The following is a 26,966-nucleotide window of genomic DNA, read 5'->3' as shown; positions in this document are numbered from 1 at the left end:
AAGTCCGAACGCCCGCGACCGCGCCACGAGCGCGGTTTTTTTATGCCCGTCGCAAAAGTGATGTCCGGTTTTGCGACAAGGCCATACTCACAAAGCCAGCCAACGAATTTCGTCCGCCTCCACCAGACACCTTGCGAGGGTCCGATGAGCCAGAACCTGAAATCCATCTTTATCGACGGCGAAGCCGGCACCACCGGGCTCGGTATCCGCGAGCGCCTCGCCGACGTGTCGGAGGTCGTGGTCAAGAGCATCGACCCGGACAAGCGCAAGGATCCGGCCGCCCGCAAGGCGATGATGGCGGGTGTCGATCTCGTCGTGCTCTGCCTGCCCGACGATGCGGCCAAGGAATCGGTCGCGCTCGCCGATGAACTCGGCGCTCAGGCGCCGAAGATCGTCGACGCCTCGACCGCCCATCGCGTCGCGCCGGACTGGGTCTATGGCTTCGCCGAGCTCGAGCCGGGCTTCGCCACGAGGGTCGCCAACGCCAACCGCGTCGCCAATCCCGGCTGCTACCCGACCGGCGGCATCGCGCTGCTGCGCCCGCTCGTCGATGCCGGGTTGCTGCCGACCGACCATCCCGTCACCGTCAACGCGGTCTCCGGCTATTCCGGCGGTGGCAAGAGCATGATCGAGGCCCATGAGGCCGGCACGGCGCCCGACTTCGAGCTCTACGGTCTTGGCCTCAAGCACAAGCACCTGCCCGAGCTGCAGGTCTATTCGCGGCTGGAGCGGCGGCCGATCTTCGTGCCGTCGGTCGGCAATTTCCGGCAGGGCATGCTGGTCTGCGTGCCACTGCATCTCGACACGTTGCCGGGCAAGCCCAAACCCGCCGATCTCGAAGCGGCGCTGGCGGAACGCTACGCTGGCTCGACCTATGTCAGCGTCCTGCCGGCTGAAGCCGGCGGCAAGCTCGAGCCGGAGGCGCTGAACGACACCAACAAGCTCGAGCTGCGCGTCTTCGGCAATGCCGATCTCGGTCAGGCCGTGCTCGTCGCCCGGCTCGACAATCTCGGCAAGGGCGCCTCCGGCGCCGCCGTCCAGAACATCCGCCTGATGCTCGGCCTCCCCGAAAGTTGACAGCCGTTCACATCGCCGCCCTCCAGGCGCATCGTCTCCCTCAATCCGCCCCGAAACAGCAGCTGCACCCCCCAAATGGGGGATGCAGCCGTTTGCGCTCAAGCTCATAGCTGAGGTTGGCGGCTGAGAGCGGGGGCGATTCGATGCCGGGATTCGACACATTGGGAGTGCGTCTGGCTCGCAGTCGGCGCCGGCTGGAACGTGAGCGCGCCACTGTCGCGACAACGACCGTGCGAGAAGGTCTGGACGGCGCGGAGCAGAGCGATGTCGGGACCCAGGCCGCCAAATCCGAGATGAAGGTGCCGATGTCGGCACAGGTGATCGCGTTTCCGCGCTCCAACAGGCGCGGCCGGGACTAAAGCAGTCTTGCCCGTGCAAGATTGCGTGCGCTGCCGGGGGTGGTCGAACGACCCCGGCAGCGCTTTTTACGTCAGCCCGCGTAAGGCTTGAACAGCTGCTTCTGCGTGCCCAGCCCCTCGATGCCGAGAGCCACGGTCTCTCCGCCCTTGAGGAAGCGCGGCGGCTTGAAGCCGAGGCCGACGCCAGGCGGCGTGCCGGTGGTGATGACATCGCCCGGATCGAGCCGCATGAACTGGCTGATATAATGGACGAGATAGGCGGCGCCGAAGATCATCGTCTTGGTCGAGCCGTTCTGGACACGCTCGCCATCGACCTCGAGCCACATCGCCAGGTTCTGCACGTCAGCGACCTCGTCCGGCGTCACCAGCCAGGGGCCGAGCGGGCCGAAGGTCGGGCAACCCTTGCCCTTGGCCCATTGGCCGCCGCGCTCGGTCTGGAACTCACGCTCCGAGACGTCGTTGCAGACGCAGAAGCCGGCGATCGCCCCCATCGCGTCCTTCTCGTCGATATACGAGCCGCCGTCGCCGATCACGATGGCGAGCTCGACTTCCCAGTCGGTCTTCTTCGAGTTCTTCGGGATGATCACGTCGTCATTGGGGCCGACGATGCAGTTCGGCGCCTTGTTGAACAGGATCGGCTCGGCCGGGATTGCCGCCCCAGTCTCGGCGGCATGATCTGCGAAGTTGAGGCCGACGGCGATGAAGTTGCGGACATCGCCGACGCAGGCGCCGATGCGCGGCGCACTCTCGACAAGCGGCAGTGATTCGGGGGACAGCGCCTTCAACTTGGCGAGCGAGGCCGACTTCAATCCTGCGCCGGCGATGTCGGACACATGGGCCGACAGGTCGCGGAGCTTGCCGGCGGCGTCGACAAGGCCGGGCTTCTCCTGGCCGAATGCGCCGTAACGAACCAGTTTCACGTCGTTTCCCCCTTTTTCAAACGTTTAAAACACAATGTGAGACAGAGACCTGAGGTCGGGGCGATCCTGTGCGGACTGCCGCCATGATGCAAGCCCGTCGGGGCGCATGCCATGCCTGCGGAGGCACCAGAGCCGGATCCGATCAGGTTGGATCAACCTGATCGGTGAATCCGTCTCTTATTTTGAGTTGGAGACCGTTTTACCGGTCAGCTTGCGGTGCAAGCTGACCGGAGCGGGCTCAAGGAATTGTGGCGCTTATGCAACGGTCTTCGGTAAACCGCCCCATCGCCTCGCGCCGGTGAACAAGCCTATGCTGCGGCGCACAATAGCAAAATCCACGATAGTTCGTATGTAAACCATCTTTTCCGTCGCCGCTTCGCGGCGGGACACGCAAAACGTGCCGATTTTGGACGGTTTTAATCATGGTGCCGCGACCGATGGGGCGAGCGTGGCGATTTAGAGGCGATCTGGGCGGGATTGCGGCGAAAACCGGCAGGCGGCATGTTGATGACAGATTCCGCGGCGTGATTTGCCGCAGCCGTCACAACAAGAAACCTCAGCCTGGGGAAGAAGCCGCGATGAAGAGCCTCCTGAAACTCACCGCCGCCGCCACCGTCTCGCTCTCGGCGCTGCTTGCGGCCGGCGCGGCCTCGGCGAGCTCCTTTGCGATCCGCTCGGGCCAGAGCGCCGAGGGTCTCGGCATGGCCTATGCCGGCGCTGCTTCGGGTGGCATCGGCATGGGCTCGATGGCGTGGAACCCGGCGACGATCACCATGTTCCCGGGCCGCAACAGCCAGTGGAACTTCACCTATCTCAACGCGAATGCGAGCTATGATCCGACATCGGTGAGCCGGCTCGGCGCGCCCAACGGTCCGCTCAATCCGCTGCAGAACGGCACCGGCAATATCGGTGGCGACGGCGCCTTCATTCCGGCGTCCTACTCGGCCTGGCAGCTCACCGACCGCTTCTGGATCGGCCTGACCACCGGCGCCCCCTATGGCTTGCGCTCGAAGCCTGACAATCAGGCGCATGCCGCCCAAGTCTATGGCCGCTCTGCGAAGCTCGCGACCATCAACGTCTCGCCGACGATCGGTTACAAGGTGACCGACTGGCTCTCGATCGGTGCCGCAGTGCAGGTCCAGTGGCTGAATGCGGCATTGAAGACCGCCTCCGGCGTCGCTCCGACCGCAGCGCCTGTCATCATCGAAGGCGATACCATCGATTTCGGGTATCGGTTTGGTATCAACCTGACGCCATTCCAGGGTACGAATATCGGCATTGCCTACCGCTCGGCGGTGCGCCAGACGCTGGACGGCACGCTGCGCACGCCGCTCGGCGTCGTTCCGGTCAAGGCGAACCTCAACCTGCCCGACTCGGTCGTGTTCGGCATCTCGCAGGAGATCAACGAGCAGTGGCAGGTCCATGCCGGCGTCGAGTGGACCAACTGGAGCCGCTTCCGCAACATTCCGATCGTCAGCAAGCTCAGTGGCCTGCCGGCGACCAGCCTGAACTTCCAGTATGACGACGCCTGGTTCTTCTCGGCCGGCGCCGAGTACAAGTACAACCGCGACCTGACCCTGCGAGCAGGTGTCGGCTATGAGCTGTCCGCGGTCAACGATCGCAACCGGACGATCTTCATCTCGGACAATGACCGTCTCTGGCTCTCGGCCGGCGGCAGCTACCAGATCACCGACAAGGTGAAGCTCGACGTCGGCTACACCTATATCCACGTGAAGAAGGCTTCGGTGAACTACACCGGCATCCACCCGCAGCAGGCTGCCGTGCTCTACACGGCCGAGGCCAAGCCCTCCATCCACATCGTCTCGGCCGGCTTGACCTATCGCTGGGACACCCCGACGGAAACGATCCCGGTCCGCCCGGTCGTCCGCAAGAACTGATCGGCGCCTTCGACGGCAACGAAAGAGCCGGCCTTTGGGCCGGCTCTTTTTGCTTTGGACTATGTCGTCGTTTCAGGCAGGCGGCAGCGTCGCTGGACGCCGGAATGATCGCCGGCCAGCGACCGATGTCCTTCGGTCGCTACGCTCTGATCTTCACATAGCTTCCGGGGGCGTCCTCCAGCGCGGGCAGGGGGCCGTCGCCGGGGATGCGCGGCTTGACGCGCTTGGGCGCCTGCTTCTCCAGCCAGGCGAGCCAATGCGGCCACCAGGAGCCGGGATGCTCCTCGCTCTTCCGGACCCAGTCATCGAAGGCGCCTTCGGGCTTCGCGCCGGTCCAGAACTGGTACTTGACCTTGTTCGGCGGATTGACCACGCCGGCGATATGGCCTGAGCCGGCCATGATGTAGTCGACCGGGCCACCGAAGCTCTGCGAGCCGAGAAAGACCGATTTTGCCGGGGCGATATGGTCCTCGCGGGCCGCGAGATTGTAGACCGGGATCGTCACCTTCTTGAGGTCGAGCAGCTTGCCGCCGAGGCGCATCTCGCCCTTGCTCAGCTTGTTCTCGAGATAGCAGTTGCGCAGGTAGAAGGAGTGGTTGGCGGCCGGCATCCGGGTTGAATCCGAATTCCAGTAGAGCAGGTCGAAGGCCGTCGGTGCCTTGCCCTTCAGGTAATTGTTGACGGCATAGGTCCAGATCAGGTCGTTCGGGCGCAGCATGTTGAAGGCGCCCGACATGCGCGACCCGTCGAGATAGCCGCGTTCGGCCATCTGTTCCTCGACGGAACGAATCTGCTCCTCGTCGACGAAGACCGCGAGCTCGCCGGCGTGGGTGAAGTCGACCTGCGTGGTGAAGAAGGTCGCGCTGGCAATGCGCTTGTCCTTTGTCGCGGCCATATAGGCGAGGGTGACGCCCAGCAGCGTCCCGCCGACGCAATAGCCGATCGTCGAAACCTGCTTCTCGCCCGTCACCTGCTCGACCGCCTCGATCGCGGCGAAGATGCCCTCGCGCATATAGCTCTCGAAATCCTTGAGCGCGTGGCGGTGATCCGGATTGACCCAGGAGATGCAGAAGACCGTCAGCCCCTGCGAGACGCACCAGCGGATGAAGCTCTTCTCGGCGTTGAGATCGAGGATGTAGAATTTGTTGATCCAGGGCGGCACGATCAGCAGCGGCCGCTTCAGCACCGTTTCGGTCGATGGCGCGTACTGGATCAGCTCGATGATGTCGTTGCGGTAGATGACCTTGCCCGGCGTCGTCGCGATGTTGACGCCGACCTGGAAGGCGCCGGCATCGGATTGCCGAATCTTGAGCTCGCCGCCGCCGGCCTCGACATCCTCGGCCAGCATCTTCATGCCGCGCACCAGGTTCTCGCCGCTCTGCGCCATGGTTTCGCGCAGCAGCTCGGGATTGGTCGCGACGAAATTAGAGGGGGAGAGGGCCCCGGCGATCTGCTTGACGTAGAAGCGGGCTTTGTTGCGCGTATGCGGGTCGAGATCGTCGGCCTGCTCGACCATGCCTTCGGCCCAGCGCGTGGTCAGAAGATAGGCCTGCTTGACGAAGTCGAAGACCGGATGGGTGTTCCATTCGGGGTCGGCGAAGCGGGCGTCCCGTTTCTCGGGCTCGATCACTGGCTCGACCTGTTCGCCGCCGAGGCGCTTCAGCGTCGCGCTCCACAGGCTGAGGAAGTCGCTGGTGAGCGCGCCTTGAGCCTCGATGATCTTCTGGGGATCGCTGATCCAGCGCTCGGCGACGCGGCCGAGCACCTTGACCATCTCGCTCGCCTCGTCGGCCTGGCCGGTCTTGGCCTCGCCCCGTTCGATCGGTTTCAGATAGGCTGCCGTCACCTTGCCGGCATGCTCGACCAGCTTGCCCATATTCTGCGCCATCGACTCGAAGTCGGGCACCGGCGGCAAGTCTGCAGACGGCGTTTCAGTTGCCTTGTGGCCGGCTTTGCCCTTCTCGTCAGCAGGCGGACACATGGCGACGCTCCCCTCGGTAGCCTTACGCAGGAGTTGCACTCCCCATTTTGGACCCATTAAGGACCTAACCGGTATGAGTGACAAAGAAATTTTGCGGAAGCAGGGCAATGGCTGACAGGCGGACAGAAATCTCGCTTAAGGCGGTCGGGATCGTCCTGCTCGTTGCAGCTGTGCTCGGCGGCTGCGGGGCGGCTCGCGGCGTCGCCGAGATGACCGATTTCGCCACCACGCCGGGCGAGCCCAAGCCATTCGTCGTCGAGACCCGTCCGCAAGATCCGAAGTTCATTCCGATCGGCACCACTGTTTCGCGCCAGGCCAAGCGCAAGACTGTCGACGAATTCAAGAAGCTCGAAGCCGAGCTTGAAGCCAAGCGGACCTCGAACGAAGCGGCCGGCTCGCAAGCGCAGACCCTTGGCAAGGTCCTGCCACCGCCGGCGCCGCCGCCTGCTCCTCCGCCGTTGCCGTAAGAATGAGGGGACGGCCGCTCGCTTAGGCGGCTTGCCCGACGCCTCCCGGATCGATCCAATGACGGTTCCGCACTGGAGCCGCCCGCAATGATCCTGATCGGCCAATATGATTCGCCCTTCGTGCGCCGCGTCGGCATTGCGCTGACGTTCTACGAACTGCCCTTCGAGCACCGGCCCTGGTCGGTCTTCGGCGACGGCGAGAGAATCGCGCCGCTCAACCCGCTGGTTCGGGTCCCGACGCTCGTGCTCGATGACGGGCTCGTACTGGTCGAGAGCCACGCCATGCTCGACTATCTCGACGGCCTGGTTCCGGCCGAACGCGCCTTGTTCCCTCGGCAGGAGCCGGCGCGCCATCGGGCGCTGCGCATCGCCGCGCTGGCGATGGGGCTCGCGGAGAAGGCGGTGAGCCTGTTCTACGAGCTGCGGCTGCACGATCAGGTCTCCGAGACCTGGGCCGGGCGCTGCCGTGGCCAGATCGGAGGCGTCCTCGCCGCTCTGGAACAGGAACGGGCCGGGCGCGCCGGCGACTGGTGGTTCGGTGACGGCATCGGCCATGCCGACATTGCACTCGCCTGCGCGCTACGCTTCGCCAGCGACGCGCATCCCGATCTCGTCGTCCTGAGCGATTATCCCGCCCTGGCGGCGCACTCGGCCCGCTGCGAGGCGCTCGATGTCTTCCAGACGATCAGCCAGCCCTTCATTCCGCCCTCCTGAGGCGTTGTCGTCGGGAGGTATGCGTCGTCTTTCGATGAATCTTGCTTATTTTGCTCTGTCGGGGCGAAAGCTGCGGTGGTAAGGCATCGCAACGCAAGAATGTGATCGACCGCCTTCCGGGGCGGCGATCCGCAAGGACCTGTTGCCGAGATGACCGACTTCCATCGCATCAAACGCCTGCCGCCCTACGTTTTCGAACAGGTCAACAAGATCAAGGCAGCCGAGCGCGCCAAGGGCGTCGACATCATCGATCTCGGCATGGGCAATCCCGATCTGCCGGCGCCGAAGCACGTCATCGAGAAGCTGGTCGAGACCGCTGGCAAGCCACGCACCGACCGTTACTCCGCCTCCAAGGGCATTGCCGGGCTGCGCCGCGCCCAGGCGCATTACTATCAACGCCGCTTCGGCGTGACGCTCAATCCCGACACGCAGGTCGTCGCGACGCTCGGCTCGAAGGAAGGCTTCGCCAATATGGCGCAGGCCATCACCGGCCCGGGCGATGTCGTGCTCGTGCCCAATCCGAGCTATCCGATCCACGCCTTTGGCTTCCTGATGGCGGGCGGCGTGATCCGCTCCGTTCCGGCCGAGCCGACCCCGGCCTTCTTTCCGGCGCTGGAGCGGGCGATGGCCCATTCGGTGCCGAAGCCGATCGCGCTCGTCACCTGCTATCCGGCGAACCCGACGGCCTATACAGCCTCGCTCGATTTCTATCGCGACCTCGTCGCCTTCGCGAAGCGGCACGAGCTGATCCTGCTCTCCGATCTCGCTTATGCCGAGGTCTATTTCGACGAGAACGATCCGCCGCCGTCGATGCTGCAAGTGCAGGGCGCGGTCGACGTCACCGTCGAGTTCACCTCGATGTCGAAGACATTCTCCATGGCCGGCTGGCGCATGGGTTTTGCCGTCGGCAACGAGCGGTTGCTGGCGGCGCTGGCGCGGGTGAAATCCTATCTCGACTACGGCGCCTATACGCCGATCCAGGTCGCGGCGGCGGCGGCGCTGAACGGCCCCGACGACTGCATCCGCGAGATGCGCGAGATCTATCGCAAGCGCCGCGACGCGCTGGTCGAGAGCTTCGGCAAGGCCGGCTGGGAGTTCCCGGCGCCGCAGGCCTCGATGTTCGCCTGGGTGCCGATCCCGGAGAAGTTCCGTCATCTCGGCTCGCTGGAGTTCTCCAAGCTCCTGATCGAGAAGGCCGAGGTTGCGGTCGCGCCGGGCATCGGCTTCGGCGAGCATGGCGACGATTACGTCCGCATCGCCATCGTCGAGAACGAGCAGCGCATCCGCCAGGCCGCGCGCAATGTCGGGCGCTTCCTGAAGACCGCCGACCAGACCCTGCACAACGTCATCCAGATGCCGAAGGCGGGGTAGGGGACGGCGGCTGTCATTCCGGGGCGGCGCGCGGAGCGCCGAGTCCGGAACCCATGAACACGACGGTCGGGGAAAGGGCATCCGTGACGGAGCCTTTTCGGGGCAGGCCGTGTTCATGGGTTCCGGGCTCACTGCTGCGCAGCGCCCCGGAAAGACGGCCCACAGTGTTGCGCGCTGGCACTGGACCGAGCCGCCAAAACATGGGAACGCAGGCGGCGGGGCGGATAGCTGGGACGAAGAGTGCGCAATGGTCTCTAAGGGCCGGTTGATCGGGATCGCTTTCGGCCTGTTCGCGCTGGTCTGCCTGTTCGCGACCTATGATTTCTCGCGTGGCCGCAGCGCGGACACCGATTCGCCCCTGATCGCCGAGGTGCTGACCGCGACGCGGGCGCGCGAATGCGGTCGCGACGCCACCGAGATCGTGACGAAATACTTCCCGAACGGCATGGGCCGCGCCGAGGCCGAGCAGCTCCTGGCGCAGACCGTGATCCGGGCGCCGAAGCCCTGGTTCTGGAAGCCGGTCGACGAGAACTCCACCGTGGCAGATGGCGACAGCGTCGAGGCGCTGCGCACCATCAAGATCACCGCCTTCGGCAACCAGCTGCTCCGCCTCTATCTCGGCTTCGAGAACGGCAAGGTCCACAAGCTCGCCGCCGAGGTCGTCTGCCGCTTCGAGTGAGCGGCGTCAAACCGCTCCGGTGAACTCGCCGCGCGCCGGGTAGTCGTTCTTGATGACGAAATCGAGCGCTGCGACCATCTCGGCGAAATTCGGCCGTACGAACGGCATCGACTGCACCGACAGATAATAGATCGTGCCGTCCGGGCGGATGAGGAACACGCCCGGCTCGGAGAACAGCGCCGGCTCCTCGATGCCGATCGAGGTCTTGCCGCGTGAGGTGGAAATGTAGAGGCCCCATTCGCGGGCCTTGGTCAGCGGCAACCCGTAGCCGACCCTGAGCGCCTGCGCGCCGACCTTCGCCGCCATCTCGGCCGCCCGTTCGGCGCCGTCGCTGCTGATCGCGATGGTCTCGACGCCGCGCGCGGCGAATTCGGGCGTCAGCCGCTCGAGTTCCTTCAGGTAGCTGGCGCAGATCGGGCAGTGCAGGCCCCGATAGAAGCAGATGAGCGTGAAGCGCTCCGGCGACGCCGCATGAAGCTCGAAGCGGCCATGCGCGAGCGTGTCGACGGAGAGTGCGGGAGCCGGCTGACGGGGAGTGAGCATGGACTTGACCTCGTTGCAGTTGCAGCTGCCGAAGGGTTTCGCATATTATTGGATATGGAAGGTCCCAATCTCATGATCGAAAGTTCGGCGCTTGGCCGAGATCGCCTGTCGAGTTTTTTTGCGGCGTTCGACGTCGTGGCGGAGCAGGCCCAGCTCGATACTGCCAATCTCGTGATGCTCGGTCAGGCTGGGGAGCCACAAGCGCTGATCTTTTTGCCGCATGTGGACGGCCCCATGCGCTTCGATGGAGACGTGCTGGCCGCGGTCAGGATCGACTTCGGTGGGCCTGCCAATCCCCTCATCGCAGCACTGCCAGGGCGGGTCGATCTGGCCTTGGAGAGCGCCCCGGCGATGCAGGCGGTAGCCAGAATTCTCGTCACTGAGGCTTCCGCCCGGCGCTGCGGTCGCCAGGTAGCGCTCGACAATCTCTGCAAGCTGCTGCTGCTCCTGCTGTTGCGCCATCTGATCGATCAGGGCACGACCCGCCCCGGATTGCTGGCCGGCCTGTCCCACCCACAGTTGTTTCCGGCTCTCACCGCCATGCAGGAGACGCCGGCGCGCGATTGGCGGATCGACCATCTCGCGGTGATCGCAGGCATGTCGAGAACCCGCTTTATGACCCTGTTTCCGCAAGTGGTCGGTGTTACTCCGATGGCCTATCTCGCCGGCTGGCGGATGGTGCTGGCAAGACGCGAACTCGAGCGTGGCGGCCGCGTGAAGCTCGTCGCTCGGCGGATTGGCTACGGCAGTGCCGCCGCCTTCTCGCGCGCCTATCAGCGAGCCTTCGGAGAGCCGCCGGTCGCGCGGAGGAAGAGTCGGCAGGGCGAGGGCGCGCTCGCCGTCACTTCTCGATGACGCAGAAGCGGTTCCCGTCCGGGTCTTCCAGCACCACGTAGTCGGCGCCTTCCGGGTAGCGCCACTCGGCCCGTTTCGCACCGATGCCGAGAAGTCGCTCGACCTCGGCCTCACGGTCGCTGGCATAGAGGTCGAGATGATGACGCCGGTGATCCTGCGCCTGCGACGAGACCTGCGTGATCGCCAGTTGCACGCCGACGCCTTCGCGCGGCACCAGGATCGCCCAGTCGAGTGAGGGCGGCCGCAGCGGCCTGTAGGCGAGCGCTTCCGCCCAGAATGCGATGGCGCGCGGCACGTCGCGCACGCCCCAGACGATCGAGCCGACCTTGAGCATCTCGGGTACCTCCTGTTGAACCCTCAATCGCGCCCGATGGCGCAGGTTCCATCCACCCCTTCGCCGTTGACTCCAAACCCGCCTCATGCGACCCCGCCGACCATGACCATGCACGCTGCTCCCTCCGAGATCAGGCCCTTGCGTGTCGGCATCGCCGGCCTTGGAACAGTCGGCGCAGCGGTCGCCGGCATTCTGAAGCGTCAGGAGAACGCGCTCGCCGCGCGTTGCGGCCGGCCGATCCGGGTGACGGCGGTCTCGGCGCGTGATCGCAACCGCGACCGCGGCATCGATCTCTCCAACTTTACCTGGTTCGACGATCCGGTCGCACTCGCCAGCTCCGACGAGATCGATTGCCTGGTCGAATTGATTGGCGGCTCGGACGGCCCGGCCAAGCAGGCCGTCGAGGCTGCGCTTTCCGCTGGCAAACACGTCGTCACCGCCAACAAGGCGCTGCTCGCCGCCCATGGCGTCGCGCTCGCCGAGCTCGCCGAGAGCACCGGCGCGGCGCTCGCCTTCGAGGCCTCTTCGGCCGGTGGTATCCCGGTGGTGAAGACGCTGCGCGAGGCGCTCACGGGCAACAATGTCAGCCGGCTCTACGGCATCCTCAACGGCACCTGCAATTACATCCTCTCGCGCATGGAGCTGGAAGGGCTGACCTTCGAGGCCTGCCTGAAGGACGCCCAGCGCCTCGGATACGCCGAGGCGGACCCGACCTTCGACGTCGAGGGCTTCGACACCGCGCACAAGCTCGCCATCCTGACCAGCCTCGCCTTCGGCACGAGGATCGACGCCGAAGCGATTCATGTCGAAGGCATTTCCTCGATCACGCCGCTCGATCTGAAGATGGCCGACGAGCTCGGCTACCGGATCAAGCTGCTCGGCGTCGCCGAGCGCACCAAGACCGGCATCGAGCAGCGCGTGCACCCGACCATGGTGCCGAAGTCGTCCGCGATCGCGCAGGTGATGGGCGTCACCAATGCGGTGACCATCGATGCCGACGCGGTGCGCGAGATCACTTTGGTCGGCCCTGGCGCAGGTGGCGGGCCGACCGCCTCGGCCGTGATCGCCGACATCGCCGATGTTGCCCGCGGCACCGCCGGCCATCCTTTCGGCATGCCGGTCGCGCGGCTGGAGCAGCCGACCCGGGCGCCGATGCAGCGCCATGAGGGCGGCTACTATATTCGTCTCGCCGTCGCCGATCGTCCAGGCGCCGCGGCCGCCATCGCGACCCGCATGGCGGAAGCCGACATCTCACTCGAAAGCATCGTCCAGCGCCGCTCCGAGAGCGCCGCCCAGCGCGATCCCGGCGGGCGTTCCGGTGCGCCGGTTCCGGTTGTGCTGATCACCTACGCCACCAGCGAGCGGGCGATCCGCGCCGCGCTGGAGAAGGTCAGCGCCGACGGCCACATCGCCGAAGCGCCGCAAGTCATCCGTATCGAGCGGGAATGAGGGGGATGGTGCGGTCGGCCACGGCTTCGCCCTATCCTCGCCAATCTGCTCGCCATTTGCCTCGGCCATCCGCTAACCGCGTTTAGGGAGTCCCCCATGTCCGTCGATCTCCGCATCTCGCCCGATCAGATCATCGAGCGCTACCTCTCGATGGAGCTGGTGCGCGTCACCGAGCGTGCCGCCGTTGCCGCCGCCCGCCTGCGCGGTCATGGCGACGAGAAGGCGGCCGACCAGGCCGCGGTCGATGCGATGCGGCGCGAGCTCAACCGCCTGCCGATCGATGGCGAGATCGTCATCGGCGAGGGCGAGCGCGACGAGGCGCCGATGCTCTATATCGGCGAGAAGGTCGGCAACAAGCAGGGCCCCAAGGTCCACATCGCTGTCGACCCGCTCGAGGGCACGACGCTCTGCGCCAAGGACATGCCGGGCTCGATCGCCGTGATGGCGATGGCCGGCGCCGGCCAGTTGCTCTACGCCCCCGACGTCTACATGAACAAGATCGCGATCGGCCCGGGCTATCCGACCGGCATCGTCGACCTCGACGCCTCGGCCGCCGACAACATCAACGCGCTGGCCAGGGCCAAGGGCGTGAAGCCGCATGAGATCAACACGCTGATCATGGACCGGCCGCGCCACGAGAAGCTGATCGCGGAAGTCCGCAAGACCGGCGCCTCGATCCGCCTGATCACCGATGGCGACGTCGCCGGCGTGATCTTCTGCACCGAGCCGGAGAAGACCGGCATCGACCTCTATCTCGGCATTGGCGGCGCGCCCGAGGGCGTTCTCGCCGCGGCGGCGCTGCGCTGCGTTGGCGGCCAGATGCAGGGTCGCCTGATCCTCGACACCGAGGAGAAGCGGGCTCGCGCCGCGACCATGGGCGTCAAGGATCCGAACCATAAATACGACATGGCCGAAATGGCCTCGGGCGACGTCATCGTCTGCGCCACTGGCGTCACCGATGGCGGCATGCTCTCGGGCGTGCGTTTTGGACCCGACGTGATCGAGACTGAGACCATCGTCTACCGCTCGATCACCGGCACCGTCCGCCGCATCTATGGCGAGCACCGCGAGTTCTCGAAGTTCCAGCTCGACTGAACTCTGGACCTGCTGCGACTACAAAGCCCGTTCCGCAAAGCTGCGGAGCGGGCTTTGTTTTTGAGCTGACGCGCAGCAGCAGCTTCAGCCTTGCAGGCTGCCGCCGGCAAGGGTGTGTTCGACGCAGGCGTTGATATGCGTCGCCAGGACATCCGTGGCGCGCGCTGTGTCGCGCCGCATCGCGCAGTCGAGCAGGATCTGGTGCTCCTGCGCCGCCACCTCGCCACGAAAGATCACCGCGACCATCTGATAGCGCAGATAGCGGTCATAGATCGAGGCATGCGTCTCCATCAGCACCTGCGAGCCGCAGGCTGAGATCAGCGCGTGATGGAACTCCCAGTCATAGCGCTTCCAGAGCTCTGGATCGGCGCGGTCATTGTCGAGCATGCGCCTTTCCATCAGGGCAAGCTTGTGATGGGCGGCGACGACGCGGCCTTCCCACTCCATGTCCCCGGTCGCGAAGGATTGCGCCAGGGCATGCGCTTCCAGGAGCAGCCGCAGCGCCGCGATCTCGCTCAGATTGCTGGCGGAGACCGGCGCGACCATGAAGCCCTTTTGCCCCTCGGCCCCGACCAACCCTTCCGACGAGAGCCGGTTCAGGATCTCGCGCAGCGTGCTGATGCTGGTGCCATAGGTCTCGCGCAGATCGTCGAGCTTGAGCCGCTGCGCCGGCACCAGCCGCCCGAAGACGATGTCGGCCCGGATACGGCGATAGGCGAGCTCTCCGATCGAGGCGGTCGGCGGCGCGTAATTCAGCATGCGTGATCCGTCCGGGACTGCGGCAGAGGGCTCAGCTTAGCGACGCAGCGGAGTGGGCACAATTGTTATGGTGAATTCAGGATCATCAGATGAAATCGAAAATACCAGTTGATTGCTGATTGAGCCTTGGGCATGGTCTGCTTCGAAGCGGGGCCAACCCGCACGGGGAGGAACGGCATGAAACAGGGTATCGACAGGCGCATGCTGCTGGCGGCCGGTGGCGCGCTGGCGCTGACGGGCGGCACGGCGCTCGCACAGGGCAAGCCCAACCTGCGCTTCTCGGCGGTGTTCTCGGAGCAGGATATCCGCGCCGAGATGATGAAGCGCTTCGCGGAGGCCATCAAAGACGACTTCGCGCTGCAGCCCTATTACGGCGGCAACCTGTTCAAGCAGGGCACCGAGCTGGTCGCCATGCAGCGCAACAACCTCGAAATGGGGAACATCGCGCCGCAGGACGTCTCGAACCAGATCCCGGCCTGGTCGATCGTCACCTCGGCCTATCTCTTCCGCGACGCCGACCATCTCAAGAAGGTCTTCGCCAGCGATGTCGGCCGCGACCTCAAGACGATGGCCGAGGACAAGCTCAACATCAAAATCCTCGGCCCGACCTATTTCGGCGCCCGCCAGGTCGGCCTGAAGCCGAAGAAGAAGATCAGCACCCCGGCCGATCTCGCCGGCGTCAAATTGCGCATGCCTGGCGGCGACGCCTGGCAGTTCCTCGGCCAGTCGCTCGGCGCCAACCCGACGCCGATGGCCTACGCCGAGGTCTATACCGGCCTGCAGAGCGGCGCGATCGACGGCCAGGACAATCCGCTGCCTAACGTCCAGAACATGAAGTTCTACGAGGTCTCCTCGCAGATCGTGCTGACCTCGCATCTCGTCGGCTTCGATCTACTCTGCGTCACCAAGCGCGTCTGGGACGGGATGGATGCGAAGAAACAGGCCGCCTTCCAGGCCGCGGCTGACGCCGCGATCGACTGGAGCACCAAGGAGCACCTCGCCAAGGAGGTCGAGCTGGTCGACTTCTTCAAGAAGCAGGGGCTCGAGGTCTATGCGCCCGATCTCAAGGCCTTCCGCGACTTTGCTCAGAAAAAGTATCTTGAATCCGAGCTGGCCAAGGGCTGGGCGCCGGGCATGCTCGACAAGATCAACGCGCTCTAGCGTGCGCTAGGTTCACGCGATCGAGGTCTAGCGCTGGCCCTTCGGGGCCGGCGTGGCCCGCCGAGGGAGGGGCCGGCGGGCCGAATTTCACCGGAGGACACATGCCGCAATCGCTGAAAGCGCTGGGCGCCTGGCTGTCGCGCCGGGCCGAGAACCTGCTCGCGCTGATGCTCGGGGCGATGTTCGTCGTCTTCCTGGTGCAGATCGTCTTCCGTTATCTGCTCAACTTCCCGATCGGCTGGACGCATGAGATCAGCGTCATCCTCTGGCTCTGGCTGGTGCTGTTCGGTGCGGGCTTCGTGGTGCGCGAGAGCGAGGAGATCCGCTTCGACATCATCTATGGCGCCGTCGGGCCGGGGCCGCGCCGCGTCATGGCGCTGATCACGGCAGTCGCACTCGTCATCCTCTACGTGATCTCGCTGCCGGCGATGGTGGACTACGTCGCCTTCATGAAGGTCGAGCGCACCGCCTATCTCAAGCTGCCCTTCAACTGGGTCTATGCGATCTACATCGCCTTCGCGGTCGCTGCGATCATCCGCTATCTCTGGCTCGGCTTCAGCGCATTGCGTGGCAAGGCACCCGAGGCCTTCGATCCGACCAAGGCGGGCTCCGGCGTATGAGCACGCCTTTCTCCCTCGCCATCCTCGCCATCGTGACGCTGTCGCTGCTCGGCCTGCCGATCGGCCATGCGATGATCGCGGGCTCGATCCTCTATTTGCTCGTCGCCGGCCAGGACCTCTCGATCGCCGCCGAGCAGCTGCTCAACGGCATGTACACCAACTATGTCATCCTCGCCGTGCCGCTCTTCATCCTGGCAGCTGAGCTGATGAACATCGGCTCGATGACCGAGCGGCTGCTGCGCTTCTGCGACGCGCTCGTCGGCCGTTTCAGGGGCGGGCTCGCCCATGTCAACATCGTCCAGAGCGTGATCTTCGCCGGCATGTCGGGCTCGGCCATCGCCGACGCCGCCGGCACAGGCAGGATGATGCAGGCGATGATGACCAAGGACGGCAAGTATCCGCCGGCCTTCGCCGCTGCCTTGACGGCCGTGTCCTCGGTGATCGGGCCGATCATCCCGCCCTCGATCCCGATGGTGATCTACGCACTGGTCTCCGACGCCTCGATCGGCTTCCTCTTCCTCGGCGGCGTCATTCCCGGCCTGCTGATGGCGCTGGCGCAGATGGTGATCGTCGCTTCGGCCGCCAAGCGCCGCAATTTCCCGGTCGAGCCGCCGATTCCCTTGCGCCAACTGCCGGGCATCACCTGGCGCGCCTTCCCGGCGCTGATGATGCCGGTCGTGCTGCTCGGCGGCATCTATGGCGGCGCGACCACACCGACCGAGGCTGCCGCCGTCGCCGCCGCCTATGCGCTCGCCGTATCGGTTTTGCTCTATCGCAGCGTCAGCCTCAGCGCCTTCTATGGCTCGCTGGCCTACAGCGCCCGCACCACCGCCTCGATCGGCATGCTGATCGCCGGTGCGCTTGTCTTCAACTACGTCGTCACCATCGAGAACATCCCCGACAGCCTGCGCGTGCTTCTCGCCGGCTGGAACCTGTCGCCGCTCGGCTTCCTGATCCTCGTCAACGTGCTGCTGCTGATCCTCGGCTGCCTGCTGGAGGGCACTGCGATCCTCCTGATCGTCGTGCCGGTACTGATCCCGACGGCCAAGGCGCTCGGCATCGACATGGTGCATTTCGGGGTGGTGGTCGTCGTCAACATCATGCTCGGCTTGATCACGCCGCCTTACGGGCTGCTGCTCTTCATCATGACCAACATCGCCGAGGTGCCGCTGCGCCAGATCGTGCGCGAATGCATGCCGTTCCTCGGCGCAATGATCGTCGCCCTGGCACTGATCACCTTCTTTCCCAGCCTCGTGCTCTGGCTGCCGCGCCTGATGGGCTACCAGGGCTGACAGGACAGGACTGACCCGTGAGCAAGCCGATCTATGTCCTCAACGGCCCCAATCTGAACCGGCTCGGCACGCGCGAGCCGCAGATCTACGGCTCGACCACGCTCGCCGAGGTCGAGGCGCTCTGCCGCGAGGCGGGGGGCGGGCGCGAGATCGTCTTCCGCCAGAGCAACCGTGAATACGAGCTGATCGACTGGATCCACGAGGCGATCGACAACGGCGCCGCGATCGTGATCAATCCCGCCGCCTATTCCTTCACCTCGATCGCGATCCTCGACGCGCTGAAGATGTTTCCCGGCCCGATCGTCGAGCTGCACATCTCCAACATCCACAGGCGCGAGGCGCACTACCACAAATCCTATGTCTCGCTGGCGGCGACGGCGGTCATCGCCGGGCTCGGCGCGCAGGGCTATGCTGTGGCGGTGAGGGCGGCGATCGACTTGGCGGAAAGTACCGGCTGAGGCGCGTCAGCGCGCCGTCATCACCGCGCGGGTGAAGCCAGGTTCGACGAAGGTCAGGCTGCCGTCCGGCAGGCCGAGGATACGGTCGATCGCGACGCCCTGGAACTGAAGGCGCTGATCCAGCGCCTCGATCGCAGCGTCTTCTTCGGCGGTGCCGATGGCTGTGATGGTGCGCGCGACGGCATCGTAGGTGCTTGCGCCTAGATGCAGGATGATCTCGGCGGCACCCTCGGGATCCGGTACGGTGAAGGCACCTTCGGCCTTGCCCTGGGCGATGATGCTGCTCAGCACCGGCCGCATGACCGCGATCGAGGCGGCATTGATCCGGTGATAGAGCAAGAGATTCTCGGGCCGGAAGACCACGTCGAAGGCGGCCCTGAACTTCGGCGCATCCGCCAGCTTCGTGCTCCGGGAGCGCGCCATGAAGCCGTTCAGCCGTTCCAGCGCACTTAATGAGGGATCGTCCAGGATATCGCGGACGCGCGCGACTGCGTCCTGCGACAGGCGGGCAGTGATCCCTTCGAGCAGATCCTCCTTGGCGGAGAAGTGGTGATAGAAGCCCCCCTTCGAGATGCCGATCTGCGCGATGACGTCGTTGATGGTGGTCCGCTCGTAGCCGCGCTCGAAGAACAGCGCCTGTGCTGCATCGAGAATCTCGTTCCTGCGATCATCGGGGTGCTTCACGATACGGGGCATGCATTCTCGCTTCTGCTTGACGACCGACCGTCGGTCTGTAAAATGACCGACGGTCGGTCTTTCGTGATTGTGCGCGAGAGATGTCGCCGATGCAACGCTTTCGACCTGCGATACTCCAAGGTCGAGCACGTTGCGCGAGGCCTCCCGCGGAGGGGGCCGTGAAGTTCGCTCGCAGTCTTCTTGCCGCCGCAGCCGTGATCGTTGCCGGCGGCGCCTATTGGTCGCTGTCGAAGCCGATCGCGGTCGCGACCGTTGCGCCAAAGCGTGGTGACGCGGCCGAGATCGTCTACGCCACCGGCACGGTCGAGCCGCGCATTTGGGCAAAGGTCGCGGCGCTGGTGCGCGAGCGCGTTATCGAGCGCTGCGATTGCGAGGGCCAGCGGGTGGAGCAGGGGCAGATCCTCGCTCGGCTCGATAGTGCCCAGGCCGAGGCGACTCTGGCCGAGCTCAAAGCCCGCCAGAAACTCGCCACCGCCGAGCATGACCGGCTCGCGGTCCTGGTCGAGCGCAATGTGATGAGCCTGCAGGCGCTCGACCGGGCCCGCAGCGAGATGAGCCAGGCCTCGGCGCTCATCGCCGGCCAGACCGCGCGCCTGGAGAATTATGTGCTGCGCGCACCGATGCGCGGCACCGTGCTGCGCCGCGACGGTGAGGTCGGCGAGATCGCCGAGCCCGGCACCGTCCTGTTCTGGATCGGTGAAGCCAAGCCGCTGCGCGTCGTCGCCGAGGTCAACGAGGAGGATATCCCGCAGGTCAAGCCGGGCCAGCGCGTCCTGATCCGGGCCGACGCCTTTCCGGGGCGGACGCTGGAGGGAACCGTCGACAGCATCACGCCCAAGGGCGATCCCGTCGCCAAGACCTACCGTGTCTATCTTGCTCTGCCGGGCGATACCCCGCTGCTCATCGGCATGACGGTCGAGCTCAACGTCATCGTGCGGGTGGCGCAGAACGCGCTCCTGCTGCCGGTCGCTGCCGTGCAGGGCAATGCGATCTTCATCGTCGAAGGCGATGTCGCCCGCCGCCACGAGTTGGCGATCGGGATACGAGGCACGGGCGATGTCGAGGTCCTCTCCGGCCTGCCGGAGGCGGCGCGCGTGATCGCGCCCTATCCCGAGAAGCTCAGCGACGGCGCCCGTGTCGCGCCGCAGGGCAGGTGAGCCGTGCGGCTGATCCTCGCCCTGGCGCTGACACATATCCGCGGCCGCGGCCGGCAGACGCTGGTCGCGATCATCGGCGTCGCGCTCGGCGTCGGCTTCTCGATCGCCATGGCGGCGCTGATGCAGGGCGGTGAGGATGATTTCGTCGCGAGGCTGGTCGACACCATGCCGCATGTCGACATCACCGACGAGTATCGCACCGCCCGCCGCCAGCCGGCGCAGGATGCGTTCGCAGCGGTCCAGATCGCCGGCCTGCGCCCGAAGGACGACCGGCGCGGCATCCTCAACCCGACGGAGGCGACGGCCATGCTGCGCGCCTGGGTGCCGGGGCGGCTGGCGCTCAGCCTGAAGACGCAAGGGGTGGTGCGCTATGCCGGGCGCGATGTCGGCATCGCGATCATCGGCATCGAGCCGCAGGCGGAGGTGAAGGTCTCCTCGCTCGCCAAGGATTTCCGCCAGGGCAGCTTCACCTCGCTGATCGCCGGCGGCAACAACATCATCGTCGGCGACCGGCTGGCGCAGCGCCTCGGCGCCGAGTTCGGCACCACCGTCACCGTGGTCTCCTCGACCGGCCAGAGCCGCGCCTTCAAGATCGTCGGCCTGTTCCACACCGGCACGACCGCCCGCGACGAGGGCGAGGGCTATGTCCTGCTCAAGAACGCGCAGATCCTGAGCGAGCGCCCGAACGCGATCAACGAGATCAGGTTGAAGCTCGACGATCCCGCCGCCGCCCCGCAGGTGGCCCGCCGCGCCGAGGCGCAGATCGGCTATAAGGCGGTCGCCTGGCAGGAGGCGAACGAGTCGCTGCTCGAGGCGCTCGTGATCCGAAACGTCATCATGTACACGGTCGTCGGCGCGATCCTGCTCGTCGCCGGCTTCGGCATCTTCAACATCATCTCGACGATCACCCACGAGAAGGCGCGCGACATCGCGATCCTGAAGTCGCTCGGCTTCACCGAAACCGATATGCGCCGGCTCTTCCTGCTCGAAGGGCTGGCGCTCGGCGCCGGGGGCTCGCTGATCGGCTGGGTGGTCGGCTTCTCGCTCTGCTTTGCACTCTCGCTGGTCCGCTTCGAATTGTCGGGCGCGAGCGTCGCGCAGGAGATCACCCGCCTGCCGCTGGCCTGGAGCATCTGGCATTATCTGATCGCGGCCGGCTTCGCGCTGGTCTCGGCCGGGGTCGCCGGCTACCTGCCGGCCCGCCAGGCGGCGCGCCTCCACCCGGTCGACATCATCCGGGGCGCGACATGAGCGCGCTCATCGAGACGGCTGGGCTCACCCGCGTGCTGCCTGCGGCCGTGCCGGTGACGCTGGTCCAGGACATCACCCTGACCATCGGCGAGGGCGAGTTCGTCGCGATCACCGGCCCGTCAGGCTCGGGCAAGTCCTCGCTGCTTTACCTGCTCGGCCTGCTCGACCGGCCGACAGCCGGCACGTTCGCCATTTCGGGCAGGGATACCGCCGGTCTCAGCGAGCGCGAGCGCGCCGAGATCAGGTTGGCGACGCTCGGCTTCGTCTTCCAGTTCCACTTCCTGCTGCCGGAGTTCACCGTCCGCGAGAATGTCGAGATTCCGATGCGCCGGCTCGGGCGGCTCGGGACTGCCGCCATGCGAGAGCGTTCGACCGAGCTTCTCGGCGCGCTCGGTCTCGCCGACCATCTCGACAAGCGGCCGGACCAGCTTTCGGGCGGCCAGCGCCAGCGCGTCGCAGTCGCCCGCTCGCTCGCCAATGATCCGCCGCTGATCCTCGCCGACGAGCCGACCGGCAGCCTCGACAGCAAGAACTCCGAGCAGGTCTTCGCCATTCTCGCAGCGCTGGTGCGCGAGCGCGGCAAGACCGTTATCGCCGTGACCCACGACACCGACATGGCGGCCAAGGTGAGCCGCCGCATCCATCTGGTCGATGGCCAGCAGGCCGAGGCTTGAGGCGGGGGGTCTGCGTCAGTCTTCCGCGGCCGGCTCGGCCTTGCGACGGAAGCCCGTCGCCAGCACGTAGAGCTCGGAGGAATCGGCCCGGCTCGCGCCAGGTTTGATGTTGCGGACCTGGCTGAAATCGCGCTTGAGTTGCGCCAGCAGCTCGGCGGTGTCGCCGCCCTGGAACAGCTTGGCCAGGAAGAAGCCGCCCGGCGCCAGCACGTCATTCGCGAATTCGAGGGCGGCCTCGGCGAGGCCGATGATCCTGAGATGGTCGGTTTTCTTGTGGCCGGTGGTGTTGCCTGCCATATCCGACATCACGCCATCGGCCTTGCCGCCGAGCTTCTCGGTCAGCAGGGCAGGGGCTTCCTCCGCCATGAAGTCGAGCTCGATCAGTTCGACATGCGGAATCGGATCGACTGGCAGGAGGTCGATGCCGACGATCCGGCCCTTGCCCTTGTCGAGGCCGACCTTCGCCGCCGCGACCTGGCACCAGCCGCCGGGCGCGCAGCCGAGATCGAGCAGCTTCTGGCCCGGTTTCAGGAATTTGTAGCGCTCGTCCATCTCGGCGAGCTTGAAGGCTGCTCGCGAGCGATAACCCATCTCGCGCGCCCGCTTCACATAGGGGTCGTTGAGCTGGCGCTCGAGCCAGAGCTGCGAGGAATGGCTGCGCTTGGCCGGCTTCTTGACCTTGATACGCAGGTCGCGGGCGCCGCCGCCGGATTTTGCTGTCGTCATTGCCGCCTGCGCCACCAGGCGCGATCCTCATGCATCATCCTGAGCAGAATGCCCTCGCGCAGGCCGCGATCGGCGATGCGCACCTTCGGGCTCGGAAATGCGCGCCGGATCGCCTCGAAGATGGCGCAGCCGGCGAGCACCAGATCGGCCCGCTCGTGGCCGATGCAGGCATTGGCCTGGCGCTGGGCATAGTCCATCGCAACGAGTTCGTCGATCACGCTGAGGATATCCTCCTGGCGCATCCACAGACCGTCGACCTGGCGCCGGTCATAGCGTGGCAGGCGCAAATGGATGCCGGCGACCGTCGTCACCGTGCCGGAGGTGCCGAGCAGATGGAAATTGGGCGCGTCGCGCGCCGCAGCCGCCTTCTGCGCGAAGGGGGCCAGCGCCTCGCTGCAATCGGTGACCATGCGCTCGAATTTTTCGCGTCCGACCTCGACCCCGCCATAGCGCTCCGCCACCGAGACGACGCCGATCGGCAGCGAAGCCCATTCGCGGATGCGCTGGGCCGGGTCGCGCCCGGCCTCGCGCCCGCCGAGCCAGACGATCTCGGTCGAGCCGCCGCCGATGTCGAAGATGATGACGGCGCCGGCCTCCGGCGCCGCCAGCGCAGCGCAGCCGGTGACGGCGAGCGAGGCTTCCGTCCTCTGGTCGACGATCTCGAGCTCGATGCTTGCTTCGTCGCCGACACGGCGAACGAACTCGATGCCATTGGTCGCGGCGCGACAAGCCTCGGTGGTGATCAGGCGCGCCCGAGTCACGCCGCGATGGTCCATCTTGCTCTTGCAGATCTTGAGGGCCTCGACAGCGCGGTCCATCGCGTCGTCGCAAAGCCGCCCGCTGGCGCCGAGCCCCTCGCCGAGCCGCACGATTCGCGAGAAGGCATCGACCACCCGGAAACCGTGCTGGGCCGGTCGCGCAATCAACAGGCGGCAATTATTGGTGCCGAGATCGAGCGCCGCATAGGTGGTGGGATGAGGGCGCTGGTAAGGCGCCGGAGCAAATCGAACGGCTTCCGGCGGCGCGGGCCGCTCGCCCGGTAGAGGGACCGCCGCCACGACGGGGCGGTCGGAATCCTGGCGGTCTTCGACCGTCACTTGCTAACCCTTCGCCGGCCATGCCGCCTCGGCGGCTGCCGGGAGTCCAGCACGAAGCTGGAACGTTTCCATTCGTGAGCAGCGTAACAACAGCACGCTGCCCCTGCCAAGCAGAACCTGTGGCGAAACTGCGGTGGCTCTCTCGTGCTTGCCTGTATCGGGCCTTCGCGGCAAAGCTCGATGCCAGCCGGCATTGCGAGCCCGGCAGCGATAGATCGGGAGAAACGGCATGGCGGCGCGGCGCATGATCCTGGCGATCGACCAGGGCACGACTTCCTCTCGCGCCATCCTGTTCGACGAGAATCTGCAGCCGGTCGCCAGCGCCCAGCAGGAATTCCCGCAGCATTATCCGGCCTCGGGCTGGGTCGAGCACGAGGCCGAGGATCTGTGGGAGAGCACGCTTGCGGTCTGCCGGCAGGCCCTGGCGCGAGCTGAGGCGCGGGCAGGGGAGGTCGCGGCGATCGGCATCACCAACCAGCGCGAGACGACGCTGGTCTGGGACCGCAGCACCGGCCAGGCGATCCACCGCGCCATCGTCTGGCAGGACCGGCGCACCGCCGAGCGCTGCGCCGCCCTGGAGGCGCAAGGCAATGGCAGGCTCGTCGCCGAGCGCACCGGGCTGCGAATCGACCCCTATTTCTCCGGGACCAAGATCGCCTGGATCCTCGATCAGGTACCCGGCGCCCGCGAGCGGGCCAGGCGCGGCGAACTCGCCTTCGGTACGGTCGATTGCTTCCTGCTCTGGCGCCTGACCGGCGGCCGCGTCCACGCCACCGACGCGACCAATGCTTCGCGCACCATGCTGTTCGACATCCATAAAGGACAGTGGGACGAGGAATTGCTGGCGCTGCTCGATATTCCGGCCGCGATGCTGCCGGAGGTCCGCGACTGCGCCGCGCATTTCGGCGACAGCGAACCCGGCCTGCTCGGCGGAGCGATCGCGATTCGCGGCATCGCCGGCGACCAGCAGGCGGCGACCGTCGGCCAGGCCTGCTTCGAGCCCGGCATGCTGAAATCGACCTATGGCACCGGCTGCTTCGCCTTGCTCAACACCGGCACCAAGGCCGTCGTCTCGCAGAACCGCCTGCTCTCGACGATTGCCTATCAGCTCAAGGGCGTGCGCCATTACGCGCTGGAGGGCTCGATCTTCATCGCCGGCGCCGCGGTACAATGGCTGCGCGACGGGCTCGGCATCATCGAGAAGGCCTCGGATAGCGGCCCGCTCGCGGCCAATGCCGACCCCGGCCAGCAGGTCTATCTGGTGCCGGCCTTCACAGGCCTCGGCGCGCCGCATTGGGACGCCAACGCCCGCGGTGCCATGTTCGGGCTGACGCGCAACACCGGCCCGCGCGAATTTGCTCGCGCCGCGCTCGATTCGGTCTGCTTCCAGACGCTCGACCTGCTCGAGGCGATGCGCTCCGACTGGCCGGAAGCCGATGGTGCGCAAACCGTGTTGCGTGTCGATGGCGGCATGGTCGCCTCCGACTGGACGATGCAGCGCCTCGCCGACATCCTCGCCGCCCCGGTCGACCGGCCGCAGGTGCTGGAGACCACCGCGCTCGGCGCCGCCTATCTCGCCGGCCTCGATGCCGGCCTGCTGCCGGAGCCGGCCCAGTTCGCCGATCGCTGGCGGCTGGAGCGGCGCTTCTCGCCGAGCCTGGCCGAGGAGACGCGCCGCGGCCATGTCGCCGGCTGGCGCGATGCGGTCAGGCGCACGCTCAGCGCCGGCTGAAGCGTTCTCGCGCGGACGGCCGTGCGGCATGGCCTCAGCGACTGCTTTTGGGCGCCGCGCCGGGCGCCGTGACCGCCTTGCATGTCGAAATCGTCACAGAAGACTTGCAACCGGCCGTGAGGTTGTTTAGACCGCGCCCATCCGACGCGTCGCACCAAGCGCGCCCGTTGGGGGATCGTCTAACGGTAGGACCCCAGACTCTGACTCTGGTTGTCTAGGTTCGAATCCTAGTCCCCCAGCCACTTTCCTAAGTGGTTGATTCAAGCGATTTTCTGCCCTTTCCGACTCGTCATGCCAATCGCGCACTCGGTTGCTACAAACGGGCCGCTTTGGCGCGTCATCTCCACAACGGCGCCCAGCGCAAAGTTTCTGCGGCCGAATGGGATCCCAGGGACCCAGCGCACGCCCTCGCTGTCACGAGCCGCGCCATTTCGCGATCATTCTAGCGAATAGAGCCACCAAGCCCGGTACCCGGCATATGATGTCGGTGTGAATGCTGACCGGAGCTCATGCAAGGCCGCCGGTCAGCGCCTTCGCAAATGCGCGGGCTGACCGCTGCTCGGGGCGGTAGCGGATTTCGATGAGATGGCGAGACATGCTGACGGGTAGAAGGGCAACGAGGATATGAAATAGCGAGAGCACGAGTTTTTTGGGCAGTGAGAAGTACTCTTGGGCGACGACCCCAATCAACCTGGGAAGCTGAAAATAACGATTGGCGTCTCCGTTGATCGCGGCAAGGATCAGCTTCTTCTCCAGATAGAAGAACGTTCGTTTGACATCGAGCTGTCGCGATTTCGAATCCTTGGGCATGACCATGTTGAGATGGTCGATCAGGTGCTCGAAGCGCTTCATGTGCTGTTCGATCTTGTCAGTGTCGATCATGCGCCCCACGCCCGACATGTTGCGGCTGTGGACACGGTAAAGCCCAAGCTCCACCGGGAGGGATACGACCTCACCGAAGAAGGGGGCAGCGAGAATGATGATCCCGTCAACCGCATCGTCATAATCGGCGTCGCGCAGCAATTCGCAGAGATCGCGTCTGAACACGTTCCCCGAGGTCGGCGGGCTGATATAGACGCCGGTCCTGCGGACACGCTCCCTGAGGTCGCCGGGCTCACGAAACAGCTCGGGTTCAGGAACCGCCGAGCCCAGGGACGTGCTGCCGCCATCGACGCGGCTCAGGCAGAATTGCACCTTTGCGATCGACGGTTGCAGATGGGGGACGATCGCATCGAGCGCGCCTGGAGCGAGTTCGTCGTCGGCATCGAGGAACAACACGAACGGCGCCGTCGTCTGGTCGAGACCGAAGGCGCAAGCCCGGCGCTGGCCGCTATTCTCGATCCGGTAGGCGGTGACCCCCGTTCGGCTGATCACCTCCCATGAGGCGTCGGTTGAGCCGTCATCGACGACGACGAGTTCGCAATCGCTGCGGTTTTGCACGAGTACGCTGCGGATCGCGCGCTCGACATATTCGGCGTAGTTGTAGCAGTTGACGATCACCGCGATCTTGAACGTCGAACCGGTCATGCGCCGCTCCGTTGAAGCTTCGATCCCGGCGCCGTTCGCAGTGGCGGCATGGTGTTCGCCACCGGACGCAGAGC

27 protein-coding genes and 1 tRNA gene are annotated in these 26,966 nt (G+C 65.8%); 19 read left to right on the top strand and 9 right to left on the bottom strand.

Features of this window, described 5'->3' with window-relative positions; translation table 11 throughout:
• The first annotated feature begins 144 nt into the window (after positions 1-144).
• Positions 145-1,077, top strand: coding sequence for an N-acetyl-gamma-glutamyl-phosphate reductase (gene argC / locus ACSQ3M_RS06490; protein WP_436149227.1), 933 nt, complete (start codon positions 145-147; stop codon positions 1,075-1,077).
• A gap of 143 nt (positions 1,078-1,220) precedes the next feature.
• The gene (locus tag ACSQ3M_RS06485) at positions 1,221-1,436 is read left to right on the top strand and encodes a hypothetical protein (RefSeq protein ID WP_436149226.1); all 216 of its coding nucleotides are present in this window, start codon (positions 1,221-1,223) and stop codon (positions 1,434-1,436) included.
• A 71-nt stretch (positions 1,437-1,507) separates the two neighbouring features.
• Here the strand turns inward: ACSQ3M_RS06485 and ACSQ3M_RS06480 are convergent, their stop codons facing one another.
• Positions 1,508-2,356, bottom strand: coding sequence for a fumarylacetoacetate hydrolase family protein (locus tag ACSQ3M_RS06480; RefSeq protein WP_436149225.1), 849 nt, complete (start codon positions 2,354-2,356; stop codon positions 1,508-1,510).
• Positions 2,357-2,934: 578 nt separating this feature from the next.
• On the opposite strand from ACSQ3M_RS06480, the gene ACSQ3M_RS06475 reads away from it, so the two are divergent.
• The gene (locus tag ACSQ3M_RS06475) at positions 2,935-4,254 is read left to right on the top strand and encodes an OmpP1/FadL family transporter (protein WP_436149224.1); all 1,320 of its coding nucleotides are present in this window, start codon (positions 2,935-2,937) and stop codon (positions 4,252-4,254) included.
• A 139-nt stretch (positions 4,255-4,393) separates the two neighbouring features.
• On the opposite strand, the gene ACSQ3M_RS06470 is transcribed toward ACSQ3M_RS06475, so the two are convergent.
• Positions 4,394-6,142, bottom strand: coding sequence for a PHA/PHB synthase family protein (locus ACSQ3M_RS06470; protein WP_436149302.1), 1,749 nt, complete (start codon positions 6,140-6,142; stop codon positions 4,394-4,396).
• A gap of 200 nt (positions 6,143-6,342) precedes the next feature.
• On the opposite strand from ACSQ3M_RS06470, the gene ACSQ3M_RS06465 reads away from it, so the two are divergent.
• From ACSQ3M_RS06465 to ACSQ3M_RS06450, 4 genes are all read left to right on the top strand, one after another.
• Positions 6,343-6,702 carry a hypothetical protein gene (locus tag ACSQ3M_RS06465; protein ID WP_436149223.1) on the top strand — a complete coding sequence of 120 codons (360 nt, stop codon included), beginning with the start codon at positions 6,343-6,345 and terminating at the stop codon, positions 6,700-6,702.
• An 87-nt stretch (positions 6,703-6,789) separates the two neighbouring features.
• Positions 6,790-7,416: a glutathione S-transferase family protein gene (locus tag ACSQ3M_RS06460; RefSeq protein WP_436149222.1), complete on the top strand. Its 627-nt coding sequence runs from the start codon at positions 6,790-6,792 to the stop codon at positions 7,414-7,416.
• A gap of 150 nt (positions 7,417-7,566) precedes the next feature.
• A complete protein-coding gene (locus ACSQ3M_RS06455; protein WP_436149221.1) occupies positions 7,567-8,787 on the top strand; it encodes an LL-diaminopimelate aminotransferase in 1,221 nt (406 codons plus the stop codon).
• Between the two features lie 247 nt (positions 8,788-9,034).
• Complete coding sequence (locus ACSQ3M_RS06450; RefSeq protein WP_436149220.1) at positions 9,035-9,466, top strand: hypothetical protein; 432 nt, start codon at positions 9,035-9,037, stop codon at positions 9,464-9,466.
• 6 nt (positions 9,467-9,472) lie between these two features.
• On the opposite strand, the gene ACSQ3M_RS06445 is transcribed toward ACSQ3M_RS06450, so the two are convergent.
• Positions 9,473-10,009, bottom strand: a complete 537-nt coding sequence (locus ACSQ3M_RS06445) for a peroxiredoxin-like family protein (RefSeq protein WP_436149219.1) — start codon at positions 10,007-10,009, stop codon at positions 9,473-9,475.
• A gap of 72 nt (positions 10,010-10,081) precedes the next feature.
• On the opposite strand from ACSQ3M_RS06445, the gene ACSQ3M_RS06440 reads away from it, so the two are divergent.
• Positions 10,082-10,864: a helix-turn-helix transcriptional regulator gene (locus ACSQ3M_RS06440; RefSeq protein ID WP_436149218.1), complete on the top strand. Its 783-nt coding sequence runs from the start codon at positions 10,082-10,084 to the stop codon at positions 10,862-10,864.
• Here ACSQ3M_RS06440 and ACSQ3M_RS06435 read toward each other — a convergent pair.
• Positions 10,851-11,198: a VOC family protein gene (locus tag ACSQ3M_RS06435; protein ID WP_436149217.1), complete on the bottom strand. Its 348-nt coding sequence runs from the start codon at positions 11,196-11,198 to the stop codon at positions 10,851-10,853. The two genes, ACSQ3M_RS06440 and ACSQ3M_RS06435, sit on opposite strands and share 14 nt — an antisense overlap.
• Positions 11,199-11,306: 108 nt before the next feature.
• Between ACSQ3M_RS06435 and ACSQ3M_RS06430 the strand changes: the two genes are divergently transcribed.
• The gene (locus ACSQ3M_RS06430) at positions 11,307-12,647 is read left to right on the top strand and encodes a homoserine dehydrogenase (protein WP_436149301.1); all 1,341 of its coding nucleotides are present in this window, start codon (positions 11,307-11,309) and stop codon (positions 12,645-12,647) included.
• A 96-nt stretch (positions 12,648-12,743) separates the two neighbouring features.
• Positions 12,744-13,742, top strand: a complete 999-nt coding sequence (glpX, locus tag ACSQ3M_RS06425) for a class II fructose-bisphosphatase (RefSeq protein WP_436149216.1) — start codon at positions 12,744-12,746, stop codon at positions 13,740-13,742.
• A gap of 84 nt (positions 13,743-13,826) precedes the next feature.
• Here glpX and ACSQ3M_RS06420 read toward each other — a convergent pair whose 3' ends face one another.
• On the bottom strand, positions 13,827-14,501 hold the full coding sequence (locus tag ACSQ3M_RS06420; RefSeq protein WP_436149215.1) for a GntR family transcriptional regulator: 675 nt from the start codon (positions 14,499-14,501) through the stop codon (positions 13,827-13,829).
• A gap of 177 nt (positions 14,502-14,678) precedes the next feature.
• Between ACSQ3M_RS06420 and dctP the strand changes: the two genes are divergently transcribed.
• The 4 genes from dctP (at position 14,679) to ACSQ3M_RS06400 (ending at position 18,032) form a co-directional block, all read left to right on the top strand.
• On the top strand, positions 14,679-15,662 hold the full coding sequence (gene dctP / locus ACSQ3M_RS06415; protein WP_436149214.1) for a TRAP transporter substrate-binding protein DctP: 984 nt from the start codon (positions 14,679-14,681) through the stop codon (positions 15,660-15,662).
• A gap of 101 nt (positions 15,663-15,763) precedes the next feature.
• Complete coding sequence (locus ACSQ3M_RS06410) at positions 15,764-16,282, top strand: TRAP transporter small permease (protein WP_436149213.1); 519 nt, start codon at positions 15,764-15,766, stop codon at positions 16,280-16,282.
• Positions 16,279-17,574 carry a TRAP transporter large permease gene (locus ACSQ3M_RS06405; RefSeq protein ID WP_436149212.1) on the top strand — a complete coding sequence of 432 codons (1,296 nt, stop codon included), beginning with the start codon at positions 16,279-16,281 and terminating at the stop codon, positions 17,572-17,574. The genes ACSQ3M_RS06410 and ACSQ3M_RS06405 overlap by 4 nt, the downstream gene beginning before the upstream one ends.
• A gap of 17 nt (positions 17,575-17,591) precedes the next feature.
• Complete coding sequence (locus ACSQ3M_RS06400; RefSeq protein ID WP_436149211.1) at positions 17,592-18,032, top strand: type II 3-dehydroquinate dehydratase; 441 nt, start codon at positions 17,592-17,594, stop codon at positions 18,030-18,032.
• A 6-nt stretch (positions 18,033-18,038) separates the two neighbouring features.
• Here the strand turns inward: ACSQ3M_RS06400 and ACSQ3M_RS06395 are convergent, their stop codons facing one another.
• On the bottom strand, positions 18,039-18,728 hold the full coding sequence (locus ACSQ3M_RS06395; protein ID WP_436149210.1) for a TetR/AcrR family transcriptional regulator: 690 nt from the start codon (positions 18,726-18,728) through the stop codon (positions 18,039-18,041).
• 158 nt (positions 18,729-18,886) lie between these two features.
• On the opposite strand from ACSQ3M_RS06395, the gene ACSQ3M_RS06390 reads away from it, so the two are divergent.
• The 3 genes from ACSQ3M_RS06390 to ACSQ3M_RS06380 are packed head-to-tail and all read left to right on the top strand — an operon-like array spanning position 18,887 to position 21,810.
• Entirely contained in the window at positions 18,887-19,885 is a 999-nt protein-coding gene (locus ACSQ3M_RS06390) for an efflux RND transporter periplasmic adaptor subunit (protein WP_436149209.1), read from the top strand.
• A gap of 3 nt (positions 19,886-19,888) precedes the next feature.
• Positions 19,889-21,136, top strand: coding sequence for an ABC transporter permease (locus ACSQ3M_RS06385; protein ID WP_436149208.1), 1,248 nt, complete (start codon positions 19,889-19,891; stop codon positions 21,134-21,136).
• Positions 21,133-21,810 (top strand): ABC transporter ATP-binding protein, encoded by a 678-nt coding sequence (locus ACSQ3M_RS06380; protein WP_436149207.1) that lies wholly within the window; start codon positions 21,133-21,135, stop codon positions 21,808-21,810. Before ACSQ3M_RS06385 ends, ACSQ3M_RS06380 begins: the two co-directional genes overlap by 4 nt.
• A 15-nt stretch (positions 21,811-21,825) precedes the next feature.
• Here the strand turns inward: ACSQ3M_RS06380 and ACSQ3M_RS06375 are convergent, their stop codons facing one another.
• Both ACSQ3M_RS06375 and ACSQ3M_RS06370 read right to left on the bottom strand, forming a co-directional pair.
• Positions 21,826-22,536 (bottom strand): RlmE family RNA methyltransferase, encoded by a 711-nt coding sequence (locus ACSQ3M_RS06375; protein ID WP_436149206.1) that lies wholly within the window; start codon positions 22,534-22,536, stop codon positions 21,826-21,828.
• Positions 22,533-23,633 (bottom strand): Ppx/GppA phosphatase family protein, encoded by a 1,101-nt coding sequence (locus ACSQ3M_RS06370; protein ID WP_436149205.1) that lies wholly within the window; start codon positions 23,631-23,633, stop codon positions 22,533-22,535. The genes ACSQ3M_RS06375 and ACSQ3M_RS06370 overlap by 4 nt, the downstream gene beginning before the upstream one ends.
• 229 nt (positions 23,634-23,862) lie before the next feature.
• On the opposite strand from ACSQ3M_RS06370, the gene glpK reads away from it, so the two are divergent.
• Complete coding sequence (gene glpK, locus ACSQ3M_RS06365) at positions 23,863-25,365, top strand: glycerol kinase GlpK (protein ID WP_436149204.1); 1,503 nt, start codon at positions 23,863-23,865, stop codon at positions 25,363-25,365.
• A gap of 168 nt (positions 25,366-25,533) precedes the next feature.
• Positions 25,534-25,607 (top strand) — tRNA-Gln (locus tag ACSQ3M_RS06360).
• A gap of 265 nt (positions 25,608-25,872) precedes the next feature.
• Here the strand turns inward: ACSQ3M_RS06360 and ACSQ3M_RS06355 are convergent.
• A complete protein-coding gene (locus tag ACSQ3M_RS06355; protein ID WP_436149203.1) occupies positions 25,873-26,892 on the bottom strand; it encodes a glycosyltransferase family 2 protein in 1,020 nt (339 codons plus the stop codon).
• Positions 26,893-26,966: the final 74 nt, after the last annotated feature.

The organism is Allobosea sp. LjRoot90, assembly GCF_964254315.1.
Classification (GTDB): Bacteria; Pseudomonadota; Alphaproteobacteria; order Rhizobiales; family Beijerinckiaceae; genus Allobosea.
The sequence above is the reverse complement of the archived record's forward strand: the minus strand, read 5'-3'. Positions and strand labels throughout refer to the sequence as shown.